Origin of the sequence: Aeromonas sp. QDB39, from assembly GCF_027707585.1 — a bacterium.
Taxonomy (GTDB): domain Bacteria; phylum Pseudomonadota; class Gammaproteobacteria; order Enterobacterales; family Aeromonadaceae; genus Aeromonas; species Aeromonas hydrophila.
Window position 1 is genome coordinate 18,391 of record NZ_JAPCIV010000020.1, and the last position, 19,175, is coordinate 37,565.

Annotated in this window: 17 protein-coding genes; 7 read left to right on the plus strand and 10 right to left on the minus strand. The window is 62.5% G+C overall.

Annotated features, from left to right (window positions below; all coding sequences use genetic code 11):
* Nucleotides 1-99 precede the first annotated feature (99 nt).
* Nucleotides 100-999, minus strand: a complete 900-nt coding sequence (locus tag PG899_RS13110; RefSeq protein WP_077096677.1) for a LysR family transcriptional regulator ArgP — start codon at nucleotides 997-999, stop codon at nucleotides 100-102.
* A 267-nt stretch (nucleotides 1,000-1,266) separates the two neighbouring features.
* A complete protein-coding gene (locus PG899_RS13115; protein WP_043125540.1) occupies nucleotides 1,267-1,890 on the minus strand; it encodes an acyl-homoserine-lactone synthase in 624 nt (207 codons plus the stop codon).
* A gap of 62 nt (nucleotides 1,891-1,952) precedes the next feature.
* On the opposite strand from PG899_RS13115, the gene PG899_RS13120 reads away from it, so the two are divergent.
* The 3 genes from PG899_RS13120 to PG899_RS13130 all read left to right on the plus strand — a co-directional run bounded on the left by PG899_RS13120 (nucleotide 1,953) and on the right by PG899_RS13130 (nucleotide 5,676).
* The gene (locus PG899_RS13120; RefSeq protein ID WP_005315931.1) at nucleotides 1,953-2,735 is read left to right on the plus strand and encodes a LuxR family transcriptional regulator; all 783 of its coding nucleotides are present in this window, start codon (nucleotides 1,953-1,955) and stop codon (nucleotides 2,733-2,735) included.
* Between the two features lie 213 nt (nucleotides 2,736-2,948).
* Nucleotides 2,949-3,569 (plus strand): L-lysine exporter, encoded by a 621-nt coding sequence (lysE, locus tag PG899_RS13125; protein ID WP_011704530.1) that lies wholly within the window; start codon nucleotides 2,949-2,951, stop codon nucleotides 3,567-3,569.
* Between the two features lie 127 nt (nucleotides 3,570-3,696).
* A complete protein-coding gene (locus tag PG899_RS13130) occupies nucleotides 3,697-5,676 on the plus strand; it encodes a bifunctional 2',3'-cyclic-nucleotide 2'-phosphodiesterase/3'-nucleotidase (protein WP_179101452.1) in 1,980 nt (659 codons plus the stop codon).
* Nucleotides 5,677-5,741: 65 nt separating this feature from the next.
* Here PG899_RS13130 and PG899_RS13135 read toward each other — a convergent pair whose 3' ends face one another.
* From PG899_RS13135 to hslR, 8 genes are all read right to left on the minus strand, one after another.
* Nucleotides 5,742-6,218: a glycine zipper 2TM domain-containing protein gene (locus tag PG899_RS13135; RefSeq protein WP_005308463.1), complete on the minus strand. Its 477-nt coding sequence runs from the start codon at nucleotides 6,216-6,218 to the stop codon at nucleotides 5,742-5,744.
* 137 nt (nucleotides 6,219-6,355) lie between these two features.
* Nucleotides 6,356-6,808 (minus strand): GNAT family N-acetyltransferase, encoded by a 453-nt coding sequence (locus PG899_RS13140; RefSeq protein WP_039215349.1) that lies wholly within the window; start codon nucleotides 6,806-6,808, stop codon nucleotides 6,356-6,358.
* 120 nt (nucleotides 6,809-6,928) lie between these two features.
* Nucleotides 6,929-7,324, minus strand: coding sequence for a nitrous oxide-stimulated promoter family protein (locus PG899_RS13145; protein WP_026080215.1), 396 nt, complete (start codon nucleotides 7,322-7,324; stop codon nucleotides 6,929-6,931).
* Between the two features lie 112 nt (nucleotides 7,325-7,436).
* Entirely contained in the window at nucleotides 7,437-9,239 is a 1,803-nt protein-coding gene (locus PG899_RS13150) for an aminopeptidase P family protein (RefSeq protein WP_077096420.1), read from the minus strand.
* 33 nt (nucleotides 9,240-9,272) lie between these two features.
* The gene (locus PG899_RS13155) at nucleotides 9,273-9,938 is read right to left on the minus strand and encodes a GntR family transcriptional regulator (RefSeq protein ID WP_011704535.1); all 666 of its coding nucleotides are present in this window, start codon (nucleotides 9,936-9,938) and stop codon (nucleotides 9,273-9,275) included.
* Between the two features lie 175 nt (nucleotides 9,939-10,113).
* Nucleotides 10,114-11,739 carry a phosphoenolpyruvate carboxykinase (ATP) gene (gene pckA, locus PG899_RS13160; protein WP_190283847.1) on the minus strand — a complete coding sequence of 542 codons (1,626 nt, stop codon included), beginning with the start codon at nucleotides 11,737-11,739 and terminating at the stop codon, nucleotides 10,114-10,116.
* A gap of 149 nt (nucleotides 11,740-11,888) precedes the next feature.
* The gene (gene hslO / locus PG899_RS13165) at nucleotides 11,889-12,773 is read right to left on the minus strand and encodes an Hsp33 family molecular chaperone HslO (protein WP_024943636.1); all 885 of its coding nucleotides are present in this window, start codon (nucleotides 12,771-12,773) and stop codon (nucleotides 11,889-11,891) included.
* Nucleotides 12,774-12,881: 108 nt separating this feature from the next.
* Nucleotides 12,882-13,280, minus strand: a complete 399-nt coding sequence (hslR, locus tag PG899_RS13170; protein WP_016349333.1) for a ribosome-associated heat shock protein Hsp15 — start codon at nucleotides 13,278-13,280, stop codon at nucleotides 12,882-12,884.
* A 214-nt stretch (nucleotides 13,281-13,494) separates the two neighbouring features.
* Between hslR and exeC the strand changes: the two genes are divergently transcribed.
* Genes exeC through exeF form a run of 4 tightly spaced genes read left to right on the plus strand, consistent with a single transcriptional unit; the run spans nucleotide 13,495 to nucleotide 19,125 of the window.
* Nucleotides 13,495-14,343 carry a GspC family type II secretion system variant ExeC gene (gene exeC, locus PG899_RS13175; RefSeq protein ID WP_274460900.1) on the plus strand — a complete coding sequence of 283 codons (849 nt, stop codon included), beginning with the start codon at nucleotides 13,495-13,497 and terminating at the stop codon, nucleotides 14,341-14,343.
* Between the two features lie 21 nt (nucleotides 14,344-14,364).
* Entirely contained in the window at nucleotides 14,365-16,398 is a 2,034-nt protein-coding gene (gene exeD / locus PG899_RS13180) for a GspD family T2SS secretin variant ExeD (RefSeq protein ID WP_024943634.1), read from the plus strand.
* Nucleotides 16,398-17,903, plus strand: a complete 1,506-nt coding sequence (gene exeE / locus PG899_RS13185; RefSeq protein WP_016349336.1) for a GspE family T2SS ATPase variant ExeE — start codon at nucleotides 16,398-16,400, stop codon at nucleotides 17,901-17,903. The genes exeD and exeE overlap by 1 nt, the downstream gene beginning before the upstream one ends.
* A 1-nt stretch (nucleotide 17,904) precedes the next feature.
* Nucleotides 17,905-19,125: a GspF family T2SS innner membrane protein variant ExeF gene (exeF, locus tag PG899_RS13190; protein ID WP_077096415.1), complete on the plus strand. Its 1,221-nt coding sequence runs from the start codon at nucleotides 17,905-17,907 to the stop codon at nucleotides 19,123-19,125.
* Nucleotides 19,126-19,175: the final 50 nt, after the last annotated feature.

Here is a 19,175-nt window from a genome sequence, read left to right on the forward strand (position 1 = left end):
AGTGAGGAACCTGAAGTGGAAAACCTGGGTGGAGACCTGATGACGGATCGCCCAGCACTATACGTTTTTACCCCTCCAAAGCCAAGGTGAATGGCCGGTTCAGCCGGCTTGCAGTACCCGGCGACCCTGCTCGATCAGGCGCTGGGATATCTGTTTGTGCAGCCCCCGTTCCAGCACCCAGCGGTGCCAGTAGAGCCGCTCGACCAGGTGCTGGTCCGGGCTGAGATCGAGCAGGCTGCCCTCCGCCAGCTGGCGGCGGATCTGCAATTCCGGGATCAGGCAGCAGGCCAGCCCCTGTTCGGCCATGGCGACGAAGGCCTCGGACGAGCGCACCGTGTGGCAGGGGTAGCCGCCGGGTTCCAGCCCGAAGTGGCGGGCCATGTAGCTGACGTGCATGTCGTCGCGCTGATCGAAGGCCACCGCCGGTGCCTTGGCCAGCGCCGCCAGAGTCAGCCCCTGCGGGAAGTGGCGGGTGACGAAGGCGGGGCTGGCGGTGAGCAGATAGCGCATCTCGCCGAGCTCGTCGACGCAGCAGCCGGCCAGCGGCTGGCCGTGCAGGCTGACGGCGCCGAACGCCTGCCCCTCGCGCACCCGATCCAGGGTGCGGCTCTCATCATCCACCAGCAAATTCAGCTCGATGGGGTGCTGCTCCAGCAGCGGGGCCAGGGCCGGCAGAAACCAGGTAGCCAGGCTGTCGGCGTTGACGGCGATGCTGACCCGGATCGGCGCCTGCGGCTCGGCGGGGGAGAGTTCGCCGGCCAGCTCCAGCTCCAGCTGGCGCACCTGACGGTAGTGGGCCAGCAGCTTCTGCCCGAGCGCGGTGGCCTGCAGCGGCTGGCCGCGGATCAGCAGCGGCTCGGCAAACTGCTGCTCCAGCTGCTTGATGCGCTGGGAGATGGCGGACTGGGTAATGTGCAGACGCTGGGCGGCCCGCTCGAAGTTCTGCTCCTGCATCACCGCATCCAGCGCCAGCAGCAGCTTGTAATCCAACGCCTTCATCAGCATGCCTTATCAACAGAGGGAATTGAGAAGGGATGCTACTCAAGTGGTGGCGCGAGAACAACCGGGGATCGCTGAAAATGTCGGCAGACCAGGCGTGACAAGGGCTGTGGGGTCAAAGCGGATTTGTCACTGTGAGATGTGACAGTGGTGGTCAAAAGGTATTCAAGAGATACTCTTTTGCGTCCGTTTTTGCATGGGGTGGAAACGGGCCATAGCGAGAACTTTTAATCCCGGGTCTTACCCCGGGATTTTTTTGCGTTGTCTCTATTCGGTGACCAGTTCGCGCGCTTCGTCATAGGCGCCCTGCAGGGGCTGGCCGACGGCACGGGCGAAACGCTCATCCAGATGGAAGCGGATCCCGACCCCGCGCACGGCGCCCAGATCCACCGCCTGGCGGTGACCGAGCCGTTCGATGGGCAGGCCGAGACGGCGGAAGATCCGCTCCACCGGCAGGCTGACCACGGCAACCAGCTCGCGGATCCCCTGCGCCTTGGCGAAGGCATAGACCTCGCGGAAGATGATGCAGGTCAGTTCGCTGATGCCGTTGCCGAGCCGGGGAGCCCGTTCGGCATCTATGGCGAGGCGGGTCAGCTCCCACACGTCGTTGCTGCGTGGCGGGGCTTCACCGGCGAGGGCGGTGGGGAAGATGCTGGGCAGCATGTAATCCTTGGCACAGCTGAGCAGACGGATGCAGCCGCACAGGCCTTCCTCGTCTTCGATCAGCACCCAGTGGGTATCAGGGGTATCGAAACTGTCCTGCTCCAGACCACGGTGGGATTCCACATCCCAGCCGAGGCGATCGGAGAAGACGCGATTGCGAAAGCGATAAAGCTCGTTTTCTACCTCCCATCTGGGGTGTTCTTTTAATTTTCCTTTGAAAACAAGCATTCAGATGTCTCCATTTCAGTGTTCGGCGCTATAATCGAGGCCCTGGCCAGGGGGGCTAGCATATGAAACAAGACCAACTGCTTGAGTACCTCGAACATTTCACTTCGGTAACGGACGGGGATCGTTTGGCCGAGTTGATCGGTCGGTTCACGCTCGGTATGGGTTACGACTACTACCGGTTTGCGCTGATCATTCCCATGTCGATGCAAAGACCCAAGGTGGTGCTGTTCAACCAGTGCCCAGACTCCTGGGTGCAGGCCTACACGGCCAACCATATGCTGGCCTGTGATCCCATCATTCAATTGGCCCGCAAGCAGACCTTGCCCATTTACTGGAACCGGCTGGATGAGCGGGCGCGTTTTCTGCAAGAGGGCAGTCTTGACGTGATGGGGTTGGCGGCGGAGTTCGGGCTGCGCAACGGAATTTCGTTCCCGTTGCACGGTGCGGCAGGGGAGAACGGCATACTGTCGTTCATCACCGCCGAGCGGGCATCGAGCGATCTGCTGCTGGAGTCCTCGCCCATCCTCTCCTGGATGTCCAACTACATCTTCGAGGCGGCGATCCGGATTGTGCGGGTCAGTCTGCGGGAAGATGACCCTCAGGAGGCCCTGACTGACCGGGAGACCGAATGCCTGTTCTGGGCCAGTGAAGGGAAAACGTCGGGTGAAATCGCCTGCATCCTGGGGATCACGGAGCGAACCGTGAACTACCACCTCAATCAGGTCACCCGTAAAACGGGGTCGATGAATCGCTACCAGGCCATCGCCAAGGGGGTGAGCAGTGGCATTTTGCTGCCCAATCTCGAGCAGGTCGTGGTCACCAACTTCCCCAAGCTGATGCAATAAAACCCGATGATTCTCGGGGCAGAGTGATTGGCTAACAATTGTCAGATCCTGCAATTGACAGTCATGGCCGAATGGCGGCCCTTCTGCCCCGAAGGGGTTATGCCTGCTGCACGGCCATTAGCAAAACCAATGGCTCAGCAGATCAATGAATTTCTCTAAATAGAACTGCCCCCCTTATAGTGCCGTCCAATCACTCTGCTGGACGGTTCATCCATGTTTGCTACCACCCTGCAAGGCTTCACCCTCGGCCTTGCCATGATCATTCCCATCGGTGCCCAGAATGCCTTCGTGCTGAGCCGGGGCATCCACCGCAACCACCATCTGCTGACGGCGACCCTCTGCTGCCTGTGCGATCTCGTGCTGATCGGCATCGGGGTGTTTGGCGGGGCCAACCTGCTGGCGGCCAGCCCGATCGGCCTGGCCCTGCTGACCTGGGGCGGCGTGCTGTTTCTCGGCTGGTTCGGCATCCGTTCCCTGCGCAGTGCCTGGCGCGGGCAGGGAGCCAAGCTGGCGGACTCGCCCCAGTTGATGGGGGTCAAGAGCGTGCTGGCCATGACCCTCGGGGTGACCCTGCTCAACCCCCACGTCTACCTGGACACCCTGATGCTGCTCGGCTCTTTCGGCAGCCAGTTTGCCGAAGAGTTGCGGCCGGCCTTTGCGGCGGGGGCCATGCTGGCCTCGCTGGTCTGGTTCTACAGCCTGGCGTTCGGGGCGGCCGCCCTCTCGCCCTGGCTCGCTCGCGGCAGGGTTCAGCAAGCTATTGATACTATTGTTGGTTTCATCATGCTGGGGCTGGCGTTGCAGCTGGCGAGCGGGGCTCTGCTGGCGTCATAAGGCTATTTTTGTGCCGCACCTCATAAAAATTAATCCCGGCTTCATGCGCTGACATATTCGTCTGTTAAATTCCCGTCGCTGGTAAAGCGACACTCATAATAAAAGGGACAAGACAGTGAATAAAACCATGAAGCTGGGGGCTATTGCAGCCATCGTGCTGTTATCTGCCTGTAGCAATGAAAACGACAGCAAGGCGCAACCGGGTGAGGTTGCCCTGCGTCTGATCCAGACCTCCGATATCCACTCCAACGTGCTGGGCTACGACTACTACCAGAACAAGGAAGATCGCAAGTTTGGCCTCTCCCGCACCGCGCTGCTGATCCGCGCGGCCCGCGCCGAAAACCCCAACAACCTGCTGCTCGACAACGGCGACCTGATCCAGGGCACGCCGCTGGCTGACTACATCTTCGAGCAGTCCGGTGCCGGTTACCTCGACAAGCAGGCCCACCCGGTGTTCAAGGCGATGAACGAGCTCGGCTACGATGCCGGCAACCTGGGCAACCACGAATTCAACTACGGGCTGGATTACCTCACCAAGACCCTGCAGGGAGCCAAGTTCCCCTATGTGAACGCCAACGTGTTCGAGGCGGGCGCCTTCAAGCGTGATGCCAAGGGGCAAATAGACTGGAGCGGCAACAAGTTCACCCCCTACCTGCTGCTGGAGCGCAAGGTGAAGGATGACAAGGGCCAGCTGCAGACCGTCAAGGTCGGTATCCTGGGGCTGACCCCGCCGCAGGTGCTGCAGTGGGACAAGCGTCATCTGGAAGGCAAGGTGGTGGTGGCCGACATGGTCGAGACCGCCAACCACTATGTGCCCGAGCTGCGCGCCAAGGGCGCCGATATCGTGGTGGTGGTGGCCCATACCGGCATCAACGCCAGCAGCTACGAGGCCATGATGGAGAACTCCGCCTGGCACCTGGCCAAGGTGAAGGGGGTGGACGCCCTGATGCTGGGCCACGCCCACAAGAACTTCCCGGGTGACTTCCCGGATCTGCCGGAGGTGGACAACAAGGCCGGCACCCTGAGCGGCATTCCGACCGTGATGCCGGGTTACTGGGGCAACCACCTCGGCATCATCGACCTCAAGCTGGAGCAGGTGGACGGCAAGTGGCAGGTGAAACAGAGCCAGGCCAGCCTGCGCAAGATCGACTCCAGCGAGGGCAGCGCGGTGGATCAACGGGTGGTAGACCTGGTGCAGGCCGACCACGACGCCACCAACCAGTGGCTGGACGAGCCGCTCGGCAAGATCACCTCCTCCATCCACAGCTTCTTCGCCCTGGTGCAGGACGACCCTTCGGTGCAACTGGTGAGCGATGCCCAGCGCAAGCATGCCGAACAGCTGCAAAAAGACGGTCTGCTCAAGGAGTCCTACCCCATCCTGTCGGTGGCGGCGCCGTTCCGTGGCGGCCGCAACGGCATCAATGACTTCACCTACGTGGCCCAGGGCGACATCTCCCTGCGCAACGTCTCCGACCTCTACATCTATCCGAACACCCTGCAGGTGGTCGAGGTGAACGGGGCCACCGTCAAGGAGTGGCTGGAGATGAGTGCCGGCCAGTTCAACCAGATAGACACCGGCAAGACCGAGGTGCAGTGGCTGGTGAACGAGAAGTTCCCCACCTACAACTTCGACGTGATCGACGGGGTCAACTACGAGGTGGATATCACCCAGCCGGCCCGTTACAACAAGGAAGGGGCCAAGGTCAGCGACGGCCAGCGCATCAGCGGCCTCACCTTCAACGGCCAGCCCATCGATCCGGCCCAGAAGTTCTACGTGGTGACCAACAACTACCGCGCCAGCGGCGGCGGCCACTTCCCGGGCATCGACGGCAGCAACATAGTGCATGAAGACCCCTTCGAGACGCGCGAGATCATCGCCCAGTACCTGAAGGCCCAGTCTGCCGACAACCCGGCTGGCTTCAGCCCGGCGGCCAACAACAACTGGCACATGAAGGCCCTGCCGGCCAACGTGGACGTGCGGCTCTACTCCTCGCCCCGCGAGGAGGCCAAGCAGCTGGCCGGTGCGGATCTGGAGTACAAGTCCACCCTGCCGATGGATGACGCCCAGCACCCTGGCTACGCCATCTTCCGGCTGATCCGTCAGTAATTCCCGGCCGACATGGCAATAAAAAAAGCCCTCGCACTGCGAGGGCTTTTTCATGGGCGGAGGGCTTAGTTGACCACGGCCACGTTGATGGTGCCGTTGCCCTGGGTCATGCGGACCCGGGCGCCCGGCACGAAGGTGGGGCTGGCCTTTTGCACCACCACGATGGATTCGCCGTTCTCTTTCTTGATCTCGAGTTCGACGCCGTCCACCTGGTTGAGCTTGTCACCGGCCGCCTTGCCGGCTGCCGCACCCGCGATGGCGCCACCGGCTGCGGCGATGTCGCTGCCGCGCCCGCCGCCAATGGTGCTGCCGAGCAGGCCGCCGACCACGGCGCCGCCGATGGTGCCGATCAGCGAGTTCTCATCGGCCTGGATCTTGACCGGGCGAGTGGAGAGGATGGTGCCGTAGCTGACGGTCTGCACCTGCTTGGCGCGATCCTTGGTGTAGACGTCGCCGGAGTAGACGTCGCTGTTGGCACAGCCGCTGAGGGTGGTGGCGGTGGTGGTGGCCAACAGGGCGATGAGGGTAATGCGTTTCAACATGATGGGCCTCCTGGGCTGGCATCTAATCTGGTTTGTTCGGTCAGTGATTCAACTCTACGCCAACCGGATTGAGCATGAAACCAGCAAAGTGTAACCAATTATAAGGCCCGGGCCCGGCAAACCCCGTCACCGCCGGCTCAGTCGAGCCGTTTTTCCAGCAGCAGGCGATCCTCGCCCGGGCCGAAATAGTCGCGCTCCTCGGCCAGTTGCTGATAACCGAGTCGAAAGTAGAGGCGCTGGGCCGGATTGGCCGGATCCACCGTCAGTCTGACCCGCTCGATCCCCAGTGTCAGCAGTGACTGCTCCACCTGCAGCATCATGCGTTCGGCCAGGCCGAAGCCGCGCGCCTCCGGCAGCACCGCCAAGGAGAGCAGCCAGCCCTGCGACCGATCCTGTCCCAGTCCGCCCAGGGCATAGCCCAGCAGCTTGCCGTCCAGCTCGGCCACCAGCAGCAGCTCGGGCCACAGATCCATGGCCTGGCGGAAGAAGAAGCCGGGATAGACATCCTCCCCGAATACATTGACGTCGATCTGCCAGATGGCGTGCATGTCGGTGTGGCGCGCCACTCTCAAAACGGGGGGCTGGTGCATCCGGGCTCCTGTGGTGTCGTACGTGCTGCCGGGCGGCAGTCAAAAAGGAGCCACAGGGTAGTGGGCCCGCCGGACTGATGCAAGCGGGTCTGGGGCAGTGGGCAGCAGGGCAGCCCCGGCTCAGGGCGGTAGAGGACGGCTGCCCGGTCGTTTGGGGGCCTTGCGGCGGCTGTCCAGCAGGTGGCGCAGGGCCAGCCAGGGGTGATGCCACAGCATGCGCGGGCCGCTCCACTTCATCACCAGCTGGATCTGCTTGCGCATGGCCGGGGCATAGCAGTGGATGTGGCAGTTGGCACAGGTGGGCTTGTGGCCGTGACCATAGCGGCAGCGGCGCAGCCGCTGGTGGGCGAACTCCTGCAACTGCTGGCAGTGCCGGCAGGCGGGATCCTGATGATGGTGGTCGCAGTAGAGGCGGATCATGGCGCTGACCGTCTGCTGCTCCCGCTTGAGCCTGGGATGCACGGGCGCCTTGTCGGCACGGGCCGGGCGTGCGGGGTGGGAGTGATGGGTCGTCATGCAGGGCATTGTCCGGACCTGGGGCGGTGGGGTCTTGATACAGGTCAAACCAGCGGGCAAAAAAACAGGGCCCGTGGGCCCTGTTTCATCAGACAAGCAGCGTTGTCTGCGCTTAGATGAGGCTGGTTGCCTGCTCCAGCCAGGCGAGATCCTCGCCTTCCAGCAGCGGGCTCAGGCGGCGGTAGACCTCGGCGTGGTACTCGTTGATCCAGCGGAACTCGGCCGGGCTCAGCAGGCTGCGATCGATGAGGCGGGTATCGAACGGTACATAGGTCAGCCGCTCGAAGCCCAGCATCGGCAGCTCGCCGATCTGCTCCTTCTCGGTGACCACCACCAGGTTCTCGCAACGGATGCCGAAGGCATCTTCCCGGTAGTAGCCAGGTTCGTTGGAGAGCACCATGCCCGGCTGCAGGGCCACCAGGCTGCCCTTGGGGGCGATGCGCTGCGGGCCTTCGTGCACGCTGAGGAAGTGGCCGACACCGTGGCCGGTGCCGTGGTCGTAGTTGTAACCGGCTTGCCACAGCGGCTGGCGGGCCAGCACGTCGAGCTGGATGCCGGCGGTGCCGCGCGGGAAGCGGGCCTGATCCAGCGCGATGTGACCCTGCAGTACCCGGGTGAACATTGCCTTGTGCTCGTCGGTCAGCTCACCCACCTTGAGGGTGCGGGTGATGTCGGTGGTGCCGTCCAGATACTGGGCGCCGGAGTCCACCAGATAGATGCTGTCCTGGCCAAAGGTGCGCGGGGTGCCGTTGGTGTGGCGGTAGTGGCACATGGCGGCGTTGGGGCCGAGCGCCGAGATGGTGTCGAAGCTCGGCTCGACATAGTGCTCCTGCTCGCGGCGGAAGGCTTCCAGCTGGTCAGCCAGGGTGCCTTCATCCACCCCGTCGAACTCGCCGCTGGCGATCAGCCGATCCAGCCAGGCCAGGAAGCGGGTGACGGCGACGCCGTCGCGCAGATGGGCGGCGCGCATGCCGGCCAGCTCCACCTCGTTCTTGCACGCTTTGGGCAGCATGGTCGGGTCCTGACCGGCCACCAGGATGGCGCCCGCCTCTTCCATGACCAGTTGAGTCCAGGCGTTGGCGGTGTTGGGATCGGCCAGCACCTTCTGCTGGTCTTCACCGATGCGCTGCAGCACGTCACCCAGCTTGTCGATGGGGTAGACGGAGACATCCTGCCCCACGTGCTGGCTGAAGGCGAAGCAGTCGATCTTGTCGGTGTCGACGAAGAAATCCATGGTGGCGTTGGCGTAGAGCACCGCAAAGCCGAGCACCACCGGCAGCCGCTCCACGTCGCGACCGCGCAGGTTGAGCAGCCAGTTGATGGGCTCGGCCTGGGTCAGCAGCACCGCATCCAGCCCGCGCTTGCGCAGATCGCTGGCCAGCACCTCGCGCTTGGCCTGGCTGGACTGGCCCGCCAGCGCTTCGCTGTAGAGGATGGCCGGATTCTTGGTGGGGGCGGGGCGATCGCTCCAGTGCAGATCGATGGGGTTCTGCTCGACCCGCACCAGCTCGATGCCACGCTCGGTCAGCACCGCCTTGGCATTGTGATACCAGGCCAGGCTGTGCAGGCGGGCGTCGAAGCCGACCCGGGAGCCGGACGGCAGCTGATCCGCCAGCCACTGCACATGGGGATCTTCCACCAGATGGAGAAACTCGAAGAGCTCGGCCGGTGCCTGCATGCGGGCCTGCACCGTGTAACGACCGTCGATGAACAGGGCCGCCCGCTGCGCCAGTATGATGGCGAGGCCGGCGGAGCCGTTGAAACCCGTGATCCAGTCCAGTCGCTCGGCGTAGGCGGGAATGTACTCCCCCAGATGCTCGTCGTCGTGGGGGACGATGAAGGCGTCCAGCTCCATCATGGCCAGTTCGGCCCTGACCTGGGCGACGCGGGTTTCAATAATCTCGAAATGATTCATGTCGTTAATGCCAGATTGTTGTGATGTGAGTGTTCAGTGGTTGTGGCCGCTGTCCAGGATCCGCTTGATGGACTGGCCGGCCGCCTCGATATGTTGCTTGAGCAGTACCACCGCCTCGTGCTTGCGGCGGGCGCGGCACAGCTCCAGCAGCTGGGCGTGCTCGCGCTCTGCCTTGTCGACGCCATCGCTGGCGAACAGCAGCTCGAAGCGCACATAGCGGTCACAGCTCAGATTGATCTGGGCGATCAGCTCCAGTGCCTGGGGGCGGCCGGCGGCCTGATAGAGGGTGGCGTGAAAACTGTGGTTCAGTTCGGCCCAGCGTTCGATCTGGGTGCCCGACTCGAGGGCCTGGTCGAACTGGGCGAGGATCGCCTGCGCCCGAGCGAAGGTCTCCTCCGTCATCAGGTCGACGGCGTGGAACAGGGTATCGGCTTCCAGCAGGGCTCGCAAATAAAAGAGCTCTTCGATGGCCGCGGCGTCCAGCATGGTGACCACGGCGCCGCGGTGGGCCTCGAACTTCACCAGCCCCTGCGCTTCCAGCTGCATCAGGGCCTCCCGCACCGGAATGCGGCTCACCGCCAGCTCCTTGGCGATGGCGTCCTGGCGCAGGGGGGCGCCGGCGGGAAACTCACCGCGCAGGATCCGGCCACGGAGGTTTTCCATCACCATTTGGGTACGGGTCTTGTAGGGTGGGGTCATGATCGGGTCACAGGGGAATCGTTACAAAATTGTATATTGTATAAAGTTGGGCTGAATCTAACGCGCAAGGGCCCACAAGGCAAGGTTTGGCGGGAGTCAAACGCCGCGCTCTGCTCAAAAAAATACCGGCCAGCTGGGCTGACCGGTATGAGATTGGTTGTGAACGGGGTCGCTGTTACAGCTGCGGACCCGCCGCGACCAGACGCTTGCCTTCGTCGTTGTCGGTGAAGCGCTCGAAGTTCTTGATAAAGCGTCCTGCCAGGTCAACCGCCTTGGCATCCCACTCGGCCTTGTTGGCGTAAGTGTCGCGCGGGTCGAGGATCGCCGGGTTCACATCGTGCAGGGCGGTCGGTACTTCCAGATTGAAGATCGGCAGCACCTTGGTCTCGGCCTTCTCGATGGACCCATCCAGGATGGCGTCGATGATGGCGCGGGTGTCCTTGATGGAGATGCGCTTGCCGGTACCGTTCCAGCCGGTGTTGACCAGGTAGGCTTCCGCGCCGGCGGCTTCCATCCGTTTCACCAGCTCCTGACCGTACTTGGTCGGGTGCAGGGAGAGGAAGGCTGCGCCGAAGCAGGAGGAGAAGGTCGGGGTCGGCTCTGTGATGCCGCGCTCGGTACCGGCCAGCTTGGCGGTGAAGCCAGACAGGAAGTGGTACTTGGTCTGCTCCTTGGTCAGCTTGGAAACCGGGGGCAGCACGCCGAAGGCGTCGGCAGTCAGGAAGATCACCTTGTTGGCGTGACCCGCCTTGGAGACCGGCTTGACGATGTTCTCGATGTGATAGATGGGGTAGGAGACCCGGGTGTTCTCGGTCTTGGAGCCATCGTCGAAGTCGATGGTGCCGTCGGCCGCCACGGTCACGTTCTCCAGCAGCGCATCGCGACGGATGGCGTTGTAGATGTCCGGCTCGGCTTCCTTGGAGAGCTTGATGGTCTTGGCGTAGCAGCCGCCTTCGAAGTTGAACACGCCGTCGTCGTCCCAGCCGTGCTCGTCATCGCCGATCAGCTGACGCTTGGGATCGGTGGAGAGGGTGGTCTTGCCGGTACCGGACAGGCCGAAGAAGATGGCCACGTCACCGTCCTGACCCACGTTGGCGGAGCAGTGCATGGAGGCAATGCCGCGCAGGGGCAGGAAGTAGTTCATCATGGAGAACATCCCCTTCTTCATCTCGCCACCGTACCAGGTGCCGCCGATGAGCTGGATCTTCTCGGTCAGGTTGAAGGCGACGAAGTTCTCGGAGTTGAGACCCTGCTCCTTCCAGTTCGGGTTGGTGCACTTGGCACCGTTCATTACCACGAAGTCCGGTTTGAAGGTTTTCAGCTCTTCATCGCTCGGGCGAATGAACATGTTTTTCACGAAGTGAGCCTGCCAGGCCACCTCGGTGATGATGCGCACGGCCAGGCGGGTATCCGGGTTGGCACCGCAGAAGCCGTCGACTACGAACAGGCGCTTGCCGGAGAGCTGTTTGGTCACCAGGGATTTCAGATGTGACCACACTTCCGGGCTGATGGCTTTGTTATCGTTTTTGCCCTGGTCAGACCACCACACAGTATTCTGGGTAGTTGCGTCTTTGACGATATATTTATCTTTAGGGGAGCGGCCGGTGAAGATGCCGGTATTGACATTGACGGCGCCCAGTTCGGTCACCACGCCGCGCTCGAACCCTTCCAGGTCGGCACGTGTCTCTTCCGCGAACAGCTGGTCGTAGGAAGGGTTGCGCAGGATTTCAGTGGAGTTCTTGATACCGTACTGGTCCAGTCCTAATTGCTTGGCCAGGGTGGGTTCTGCCACGATTGTCATTGTATTCTCCTGGGTTCAGAGGTTGGTAGGGTTCTATCTGGCGTTCATCCTATCACTTAGGTGGTAGAGTTTAGCGATCGCCATCAAACTTTATAAAATAGGGTATTTTTTTGTTATTTAAGTTAAAGGCGGGTTTTGCCCGCCTTCAATTAGTGTAACTTGTTTGCATCATTACCGGGAGCCCTGCTGAACAGGGTTTCGACGTCGATCCCATCAAATTGGTACTGGGCGCCGCAATAATCACAGTGCATGTCGATCTTGCCGAGCTCCTGCACCATCTCCATCACCTCTTCTTTCTCTATCTGCAGCAGAGCCCCCTCACAACGGGCGCGGGAGCAGGTGCAGCGGAACTCGACCGCCTGCGGATCGAACACCCGTACCTTGTCCTGGTGGTAGAGGCGGTAGAGGATCTCTTCCGCTTCCAGACCGAACAGCTCTTCATCCTTGATGGTGCTGGTGAGCTGGGTCAGATGCTCGAAATCGTCGCTGTGATCCTCGCTCTGGGCGGGCAGCTCCTGCAGCAGGATGCCGGCGGCGCGCGGCTCACCCTGGTGGTAGCCGGTGCGGATCCACAGCTTGGTCGCCAGCTGTTCGGACTGGGCGAAGTAGTGCTCCAGGCAGCCGGCCAGGGTGTCGGCGTCCAGCGCTATGATGCCCTGATAGCGTTCACCCTGCTCCGGGGTGATGGTGATGACCAGCTGGCCTTCTCCGATCAGGCTCTGCAGCTTGTCGTCGCTCGGCAGTTCCCCTTCATAGCGGGCCACGCCACGCAGCTGCTGGTTGTTGTCGCCGTTGATGACGGCCAGCCGTACCGGGCCGTTGCCCTGCAGCTGCACCGTGATGGAGCCTTCGAACTTGAGGGTGGCGGTCAGCAGGCTGGTGGCGACCAGCAGTTCACCCAGCAGTTTTTGCACCTGTACCGGGTAGTTCTGGGCCTCAACCACGTGGCGGTAGGTGTGGTCCAGCTGGACCAGCTCGCCCCGGACTTCGTACTCTTCGAACAGATAGCGATACAGGAGATCTTGGTTACTCATCATGCATTCCTGGGTTCTTCGGTGGGGTAAATAGATAAAAACATTAATAAACAGCTGGTTAGGAACTTATTCCGGCAACTGTCGTCATAAAAGGGCCATCTTGGCGGGTCAATATTGCTTGACCTTGATCAGCTGGCGCCGCTCCTGCTTGTCGGGGCGACGCTCGGGGCTTGGCGCAAATTGGCTGTTGAAGCGGCGTGCCTCGCTGTTTTCGGCCCGCTTTTTCAGGCTGGCCTCGGTCTCTTCATAGAGCTGCTGGGCCAGCGGGGCGGATTTGCGCTGCTCGCTCACCTCGAGCACCCGCACTTCCCGTTCGTCCTGGCCCTGCCAGCAGCGAATGAGGGCGCCGACCTCGACATGCTTGCCCGGTTTGCTGCGCTGGCCGTTGTAATGCACCTTGCCCCCTTCAATCTGGTCGCGTGCCAGGCTGCGGGTCTTGTAAAAACGTGCCGCCCACAACCACTTGTCGAGACGGACCAGGGCTGGGGTTTCTGCGGGGTTCGGCATGAATCGACTCCGGAATGGCTGAAAGGGGTGCCTGATTATACCAGAGGCGGGCCCCGGGATAGAAACAGGGGGGCTGATGGTGTGACGGAATGTCAATTTTCGCAGCTTCATCCCATCCGGTCGGTTGTCTCTGGGTCCATTGCCGTACACAATAGCCAACCGATTTGGATGCCAGAAAATATTGATAAACATGACGCTACCGTTCAGGGATGACTTGTTGAGCTCCCTTCTGGCCCGTTGTAAAACCGTGCCACTCTCCCGATTCAGCCAGCCTCTGTTCTGGCTTCTGCTGCTGTTGCTGGCCCACCAGTGTGCCGGTCTCACCTGGCGTCTGCTGGATCTCGGCAGCCGGCCCGTCAGCCAGTCCTGGCAACCGTCGGTGGTCGCCAATCAGAGCCAGGGTGCAAACCGGCTCGACCTGAGCAGCGTCAGCCGGCTGGCGCTGTTCGGCAAGGCCAAACAGCAGGCCCAGGCGGCCGATGTTGTCGCAGCCGATGCTCCCAAGACCCAGCTCAACGCCCAGCTCAACGGCGTGCTGGCCAGTTCCGATCCCGCCAAATCCATTGCCATCATCGCCCACAACGGGCTGCAGAACTCCTACGGTATCGGTGATCTCATCGATGGTACCCAGGCCAAGATCCGCCAGGTGTTCCCGGATCGGGTCATCATCGAGCGGGACGGCCGCGACGAGACCCTGATGCTGGACGGGGAAGAGTACGGCAAGCCGCTGCCCAAGCCGGGCAACCAGGACGGCAAGCTCTCCTCGGTGCGCAACGAACTGATGGGCAACCCCGGCAAGATCACCGATTACCTCAATATTTCCCCGGTCCGGGTCGATGGCCGTATGGTCGGCTATCGCCTCAATCCGGGCAGCAATCCGGAACTGTTCAATCAACTGGGGCTGGTCGCCAACGACATGGCGGTCAGCATCAATGGGCTGGATCTGCGGGATAACGCTCAGGCCATGCAGGCGATGCAGCAGGTGGCTGGCGCAACGGAAATGACCGTCACCGTCGAGCGGCAAGGACAGCTCTACGACGTTTATGTCGGCTTGTCAGAATAATGATTTGGAGTAGCACCAAGAATGATAAATAAAGGGAAGGGCTGGCGTCTGGCCACCGTGGCTGCGGCGCTGATGATGGCAGGTTCTGCCTGGGCCACCGAATATTCCGCCAGCTTCAAGAATGCCGACATCGAAGAGTTCATCAACACGGTCGGCAAGAACCTGAACAAGACCATCATCATCGAGCCTTCGGTGCGCGGCAAGATCAACGTCCGCAGCTATGACCTGCTCAACGAAGACCAGTACTACCAGTTCTTCCTGAGCGTGCTCGATGTCTATGGCTTCGCCGTGGTCCCGATGGACAACGGGGTGCTCAAGGTGGTGCGCTCCAAGGATGCCAAGACCTCCGCCATCCCGGTGGTGGACGAGAGCAACCCCGGCAGCGGTGACGAGATGGTGACCCGGGTTGTGCCGGTGCGCAACGTCTCGGTACGCGAACTGGCGCCGCTGCTGCGCCAGCTCAACGACAACGCCGGTGGCGGCAACGTGGTCCATTACGACCCTTCCAACGTGCTGCTGATCACCGGCCGTGCTGCCGTGGTCAACCGGCTGGTGGAAGTGGTGCGCCGGGTCGACAAGGCGGGCGACCAGGAAGTGGATATCGTCAAGCTCAAGTACGCCTCCGCCGGCGAGATGGTGCGGCTGGTGACCAACCTCAACAAGGACGGCAACAACCAGGGCGGCAACACCTCCCTGCTGCTGGCCCCCAAGGTGGTGGCCGATGAGCGCACCAACTCGGTGGTGGTGAGCGGCGAGCCCAAGGCGCGCGCCCGCATCATCCAGATGGTGCACCAGCTTGACCGTGACCTGCAGAGCCAGGGCAACACCCGGGTCTTCTATCTGAAATACGGCAAGGCCAAGGATCTGGTGGAGGTGCTCAAGGGCGTCAGCTCCAGCATCGAGGCGGACAAGAAGGGCGGCGCGGCCACCACCACAGGGGGTGGCGGTGCCAGCATCGGCGGCGGCAAGCTGGCCATCTCCGCCGACGAGACCACCAATGCGCTGGTGATCACCGCCCAGCCGGACGTGATGGCCGAGCTGGAGCAGGTGGTCGCCAAGCTCGATATCCGCCGTGCCCAGGTACTGGTGGAGGCGATCATCGTCGAGATCGCCGATGGCGACGGCCTCAACCTCGGGGTGCAGTGGGCCAACACCAATGGCGGTGGCACCCAGTTTACCGATACCGGTCTGCCCATCGGTTCGGTGGCCATCGCGGCCAAGGATTACCAGAAGAACGGCACCACCACCGGCCTGGCCTCGCTGGCCAAGGATTTCAACGGTATGGCGGCCGGCTTCTACAAGGGCAACTGGGCCGCGCTGGTGACGGCGCTTTCCACCGATACCAAGAACGATATTCTCTCCACGCCGAGTATCGTCACCATGGACAACAAGGAAGCATCCTTCAACGTCGGCCAGGAAGTGCCGGTGCAGAGTGGCTCCCAGAGCTCCACCACCAGCGATCAGGTGTTCAACACCATCGAGCGCAAGACGGTGGGTACCAAGCTGGTGGTGACGCCGCAGATCAACGAAGGGGATTCCGTGCTGCTCAACATCGAGCAGGAGGTCTCCAGCGTGGCGCAGACCCAGGCACCCGGTACCAGCACGCTGGGCCCGACCTTCGATACCCGTACCATCAAGAACGCTGTGCTGGTGAAGAGTGGCGAGACAGTAGTGCTGGGTGGTTTGATGGACGAGAAGACCCAGGAGAAGGTCTCCAAGGTACCGCTGCTCGGCGACATCCCGGTGCTGGGTTATCTGTTCCGCTCGACCTCCAACTCGACCTCCAAGCGCAATCTGATGGTCTTTATCCGACCGACCATTTTGCGTGATGCCGATGTCTACAGCGGTATCTCCAGCAACAAGTACTCCCAGTTCCGCTCCGAGCAGCAGGAGGCGGCGGCGCAGGAGGGCTACCTCACCTCGCCCAAGCGCCAGGTGCTGCCCGAGTACGGCCAGGGCGTGACCATGTCGCCCGAGGTGCAGAAGCAGCTCCAGCAGACACAGTCAGCCCCGCAGACGAGCGGCGGGTCCCAGCCATTCGTGGGTAACAAGTAATGGCAGCATACCAGCTGGATGGCGTCGACATGCCGGCAGCCCTGCCCGAGCTGCCGTTTGCCTTCGCCCGCAACTTCGGGGTGATCCTGACCGAGCGGCAGGGGGCCCCGGTGCTGCTCTGCCGCCAGGGCGTGACGCCGCAAACCCTGCTGGAAGTGCGGCGGGTGGCGGGCTGCGCCTTCACGGTGGAGCAGATGGACGGCGAGGCCTTCGAAGAGCTGCTGATGGCCCACTACCAGCGCGACTCCTCCGAGGCGCGCCAGCTGATGGAGGATCTCGGCAACGAGATGGACTTCTTCGCGCTGGCCGAAGAGCTGCCCCAGAGTGAAGACCTGCTGGATGCCGACGACGACGCCCCCATCATCCGCCTCATCAACGCCATGCTGAGCGAGGCGATAAAAGAAGAGGCGTCCGACATCCACATCGAGACCTTCGAGCGGGCCCTGGTGATCCGTTTTCGCATCGACGGGGTGCTGCGGGAGATCCTGCGTCCCCATCGCAAGCTCGCCTCCTTGCTGGTGTCGCGCATCAAGGTCATGTCGCGGATGGACATCGCCGAGAAGCGGGTACCGCAGGATGGCCGCATCTCACTGCGCATCGGCGGTCGGGCGGTGGACGTGCGGGTTTCCACCATGCCGTCCAGCTACGGTGAGCGAGTGGTGCTGCGACTCTTGGACAAGAACAACGTGCGGCTCGAGCTCAAGCAGCTCGGCATGACGCTGGCCAACCGCAACATCATCAGCGAACTCATTCGCAAGCCCCACGGCATCATTCTGGTGACGGGTCCGACCGGTTCGGGCAAGTCGACCACCCTCTACGCGGCCCTCTCCGAGATCAACTCGCGGGATCGCAACATCCTGACCGTCGAAGACCCCATCGAATATGACCTCGAAGGGGTGGGCCAGACCCAGGTCAACAGCAAGGTTGACATGACTTTCGCCCGCGGCCTGCGCGCCATTCTGCGCCAGGATCCGGACGTGGTGATGGTGGGGGAGATTCGTGACCTCGAGACCGCCCAGATCGCGGTGCAGGCGTCGCTGACCGGTCACCTGGTGATGTCGACCCTGCACACCAACACCGCCATCGGTGCCATCACCCGGATGCGGGACATGGGCATCGAGCCCTTCCTGCTCTCCTCCTCACTGCTGGCGGTACTGGCCCAGCGGCTGGTGCGCACCCTCTGCCCCGATTGCCGCGCGCCGCGCCCCATCACCGAGCAGGAGCGCATTGCCATGGGCATCGAGCTGGCGCCGGATCAGCAGGTGTGGCGGCCGGTGGGCTGCGAGCAGTGCAACCACACCGGCTATCGCGGCCGGACCGGCATCCACGAGCTGGTGGTGATCGACGAAGCGGTGCGCGAGGCGATCCACAGCGCCAGCGGCGAGCTGGCCATCGAGCGGCTGATCCGGGGTCACACTCCCAGCATTCGCCGCGACGGCATCGACAAGGTACTCAAGGGGCAGACCAGCCTCGAAGAGGTGCTGCGCGTGACCCGGGAAGACTGAGATGGCAGCATTCGAATACAAGGCCCTCGACGGCAAGGGACGCAACAAGAGCGGCGTGCTGGAGGGGGATTCCGCCCGCCAGGTACGCCAGCTGTTGCGCGAGCAGGGGTTGACCCCGCTCGAGGTGAACGAGACCACCGAGAAGGCCAAGCGCGAGGCTAACCGCTTCGTGTTGTTCCGCCGTGGTGCCAGCACCGCCGAGCTTGCGATGATCACCCGCCAGCTGGCTACCCTGGTGGGGGCCGGCCTTACCATCGAAGAGGCGCTCAAGGCCGTCGCCGAGCAGTGCGAGAAGGCTCACCTGCGCAGCATGGTAGCCACGGTGCGCAGCAAGGTGGTGGAGGGCTATTCGCTGGCCGATTCGCTGGCGGCCTTCCCCCATGTGTTCGATCAGCTGTTCCGCTCCATGGTGGCGGCCGGCGAGAAGTCCGGTCACCTGGAGAAGGTGCTCAACCGGCTCGCCGACTACACCGAGCAGCGTCAGCACATGCGCACCAAGCTGCTGCAGGCGATGATCTACCCCATCGTATTGACCTGCGTCGCCATCGGCGTCATCTCCGTCCTGCTCACCGCCGTGGTGCCCAAGGTGGTGGCCCAGTTCGAACACATGGGCCAGCAACTGCCGGCCACCACCCGCTTCCTCATCGGTACCAGCGAGCTGATGCAGCACTACGGCCTCTGGTTCCTGTTGCTGCTGCTGGTGGGCGGCTTTGTCTGGCGCTGGTGGCTGACCGACGACAAGCGTCGCCGTCACTGGCACCAGCTGATCCTGCGCCTGCCGGTGATCGGTCGGGTCAGCCGCGGTCTCAACACCGCCCGCTTCGCACGTACCCTGAGCATCCTCAACGCCAGCGCCGTGCCGCTGCTGGAGGGGATGAAGATCTCCGGCGAAGTGCTCTCCAACGACTTTGCCCGCATGCGCATCGGTGAAGCCACCGAGCGGGTGCGGGAGGGGACCAGCCTGCGCAAGTCGCTGGATGAAACCAAAATTTTTCCGCCCATGATGCTGCACATGATCGCCTCCGGCGAGCAGAGCGGCGAGCTCGACAACATGCTGGAGCGGGCGGCAGACAACCAGGATCGGGAGTTCGAAACCCAGGTGAACATCGCCCTCGGGGTGTTCGAACCCATGCTGGTGGTCTCCATGGCCGGGGTGGTGCTGTTTATCGTGATGTCGATCCTGCAGCCGATCCTGGAGCTCAACAATATGGTGAATTTGTAAGGTTCGGACGTTCGAATACGCTTCGCTATTCGAACCTACCCATCCAATCG

What these genes read in the sequence shown, in the direction of transcription:
- PG899_RS13110 (WP_077096677.1), bottom strand. Translation starts at nt 999, where the DNA reads ATGAAGGCGTTGGATTACAAGCTGCTGCTGGCGCTGGATGCGGTGATG.
- PG899_RS13115 (WP_043125540.1), bottom strand. Translation starts at nt 1,890, where the DNA reads ATGCTTGTTTTCAAAGGAAAATTAAAAGAACACCCCAGATGGGAGGTA.
- PG899_RS13120 (WP_005315931.1), top strand. Translation starts at nt 1,953, where the DNA reads ATGAAACAAGACCAACTGCTTGAGTACCTCGAACATTTCACTTCGGTA.
- lysE (WP_011704530.1), top strand. Translation starts at nt 2,949, where the DNA reads ATGTTTGCTACCACCCTGCAAGGCTTCACCCTCGGCCTTGCCATGATC.
- PG899_RS13130 (WP_179101452.1), top strand. Translation starts at nt 3,697, where the DNA reads ATGAAGCTGGGGGCTATTGCAGCCATCGTGCTGTTATCTGCCTGTAGC.
- PG899_RS13135 (WP_005308463.1), bottom strand. Translation starts at nt 6,218, where the DNA reads ATGTTGAAACGCATTACCCTCATCGCCCTGTTGGCCACCACCACCGCC.
- PG899_RS13140 (WP_039215349.1), bottom strand. Translation starts at nt 6,808, where the DNA reads ATGCACCAGCCCCCCGTTTTGAGAGTGGCGCGCCACACCGACATGCAC.
- PG899_RS13145 (WP_026080215.1), bottom strand. Translation starts at nt 7,324, where the DNA reads ATGACGACCCATCACTCCCACCCCGCACGCCCGGCCCGTGCCGACAAG.
- PG899_RS13150 (WP_077096420.1), bottom strand. Translation starts at nt 9,239, where the DNA reads ATGAATCATTTCGAGATTATTGAAACCCGCGTCGCCCAGGTCAGGGCC.
- PG899_RS13155 (WP_011704535.1), bottom strand. Translation starts at nt 9,938, where the DNA reads ATGACCCCACCCTACAAGACCCGTACCCAAATGGTGATGGAAAACCTC.
- pckA (WP_190283847.1), bottom strand. Translation starts at nt 11,739, where the DNA reads ATGACAATCGTGGCAGAACCCACCCTGGCCAAGCAATTAGGACTGGAC.
- hslO (WP_024943636.1), bottom strand. Translation starts at nt 12,773, where the DNA reads ATGAGTAACCAAGATCTCCTGTATCGCTATCTGTTCGAAGAGTACGAA.
- hslR (WP_016349333.1), bottom strand. Translation starts at nt 13,280, where the DNA reads ATGCCGAACCCCGCAGAAACCCCAGCCCTGGTCCGTCTCGACAAGTGG.
- exeD (WP_024943634.1), top strand. Translation starts at nt 14,365, where the DNA reads ATGATAAATAAAGGGAAGGGCTGGCGTCTGGCCACCGTGGCTGCGGCG.
- exeE (WP_016349336.1), top strand. Translation starts at nt 16,398, where the DNA reads ATGGCAGCATACCAGCTGGATGGCGTCGACATGCCGGCAGCCCTGCCC.
- exeF (WP_077096415.1), top strand. Translation starts at nt 17,905, where the DNA reads ATGGCAGCATTCGAATACAAGGCCCTCGACGGCAAGGGACGCAACAAG.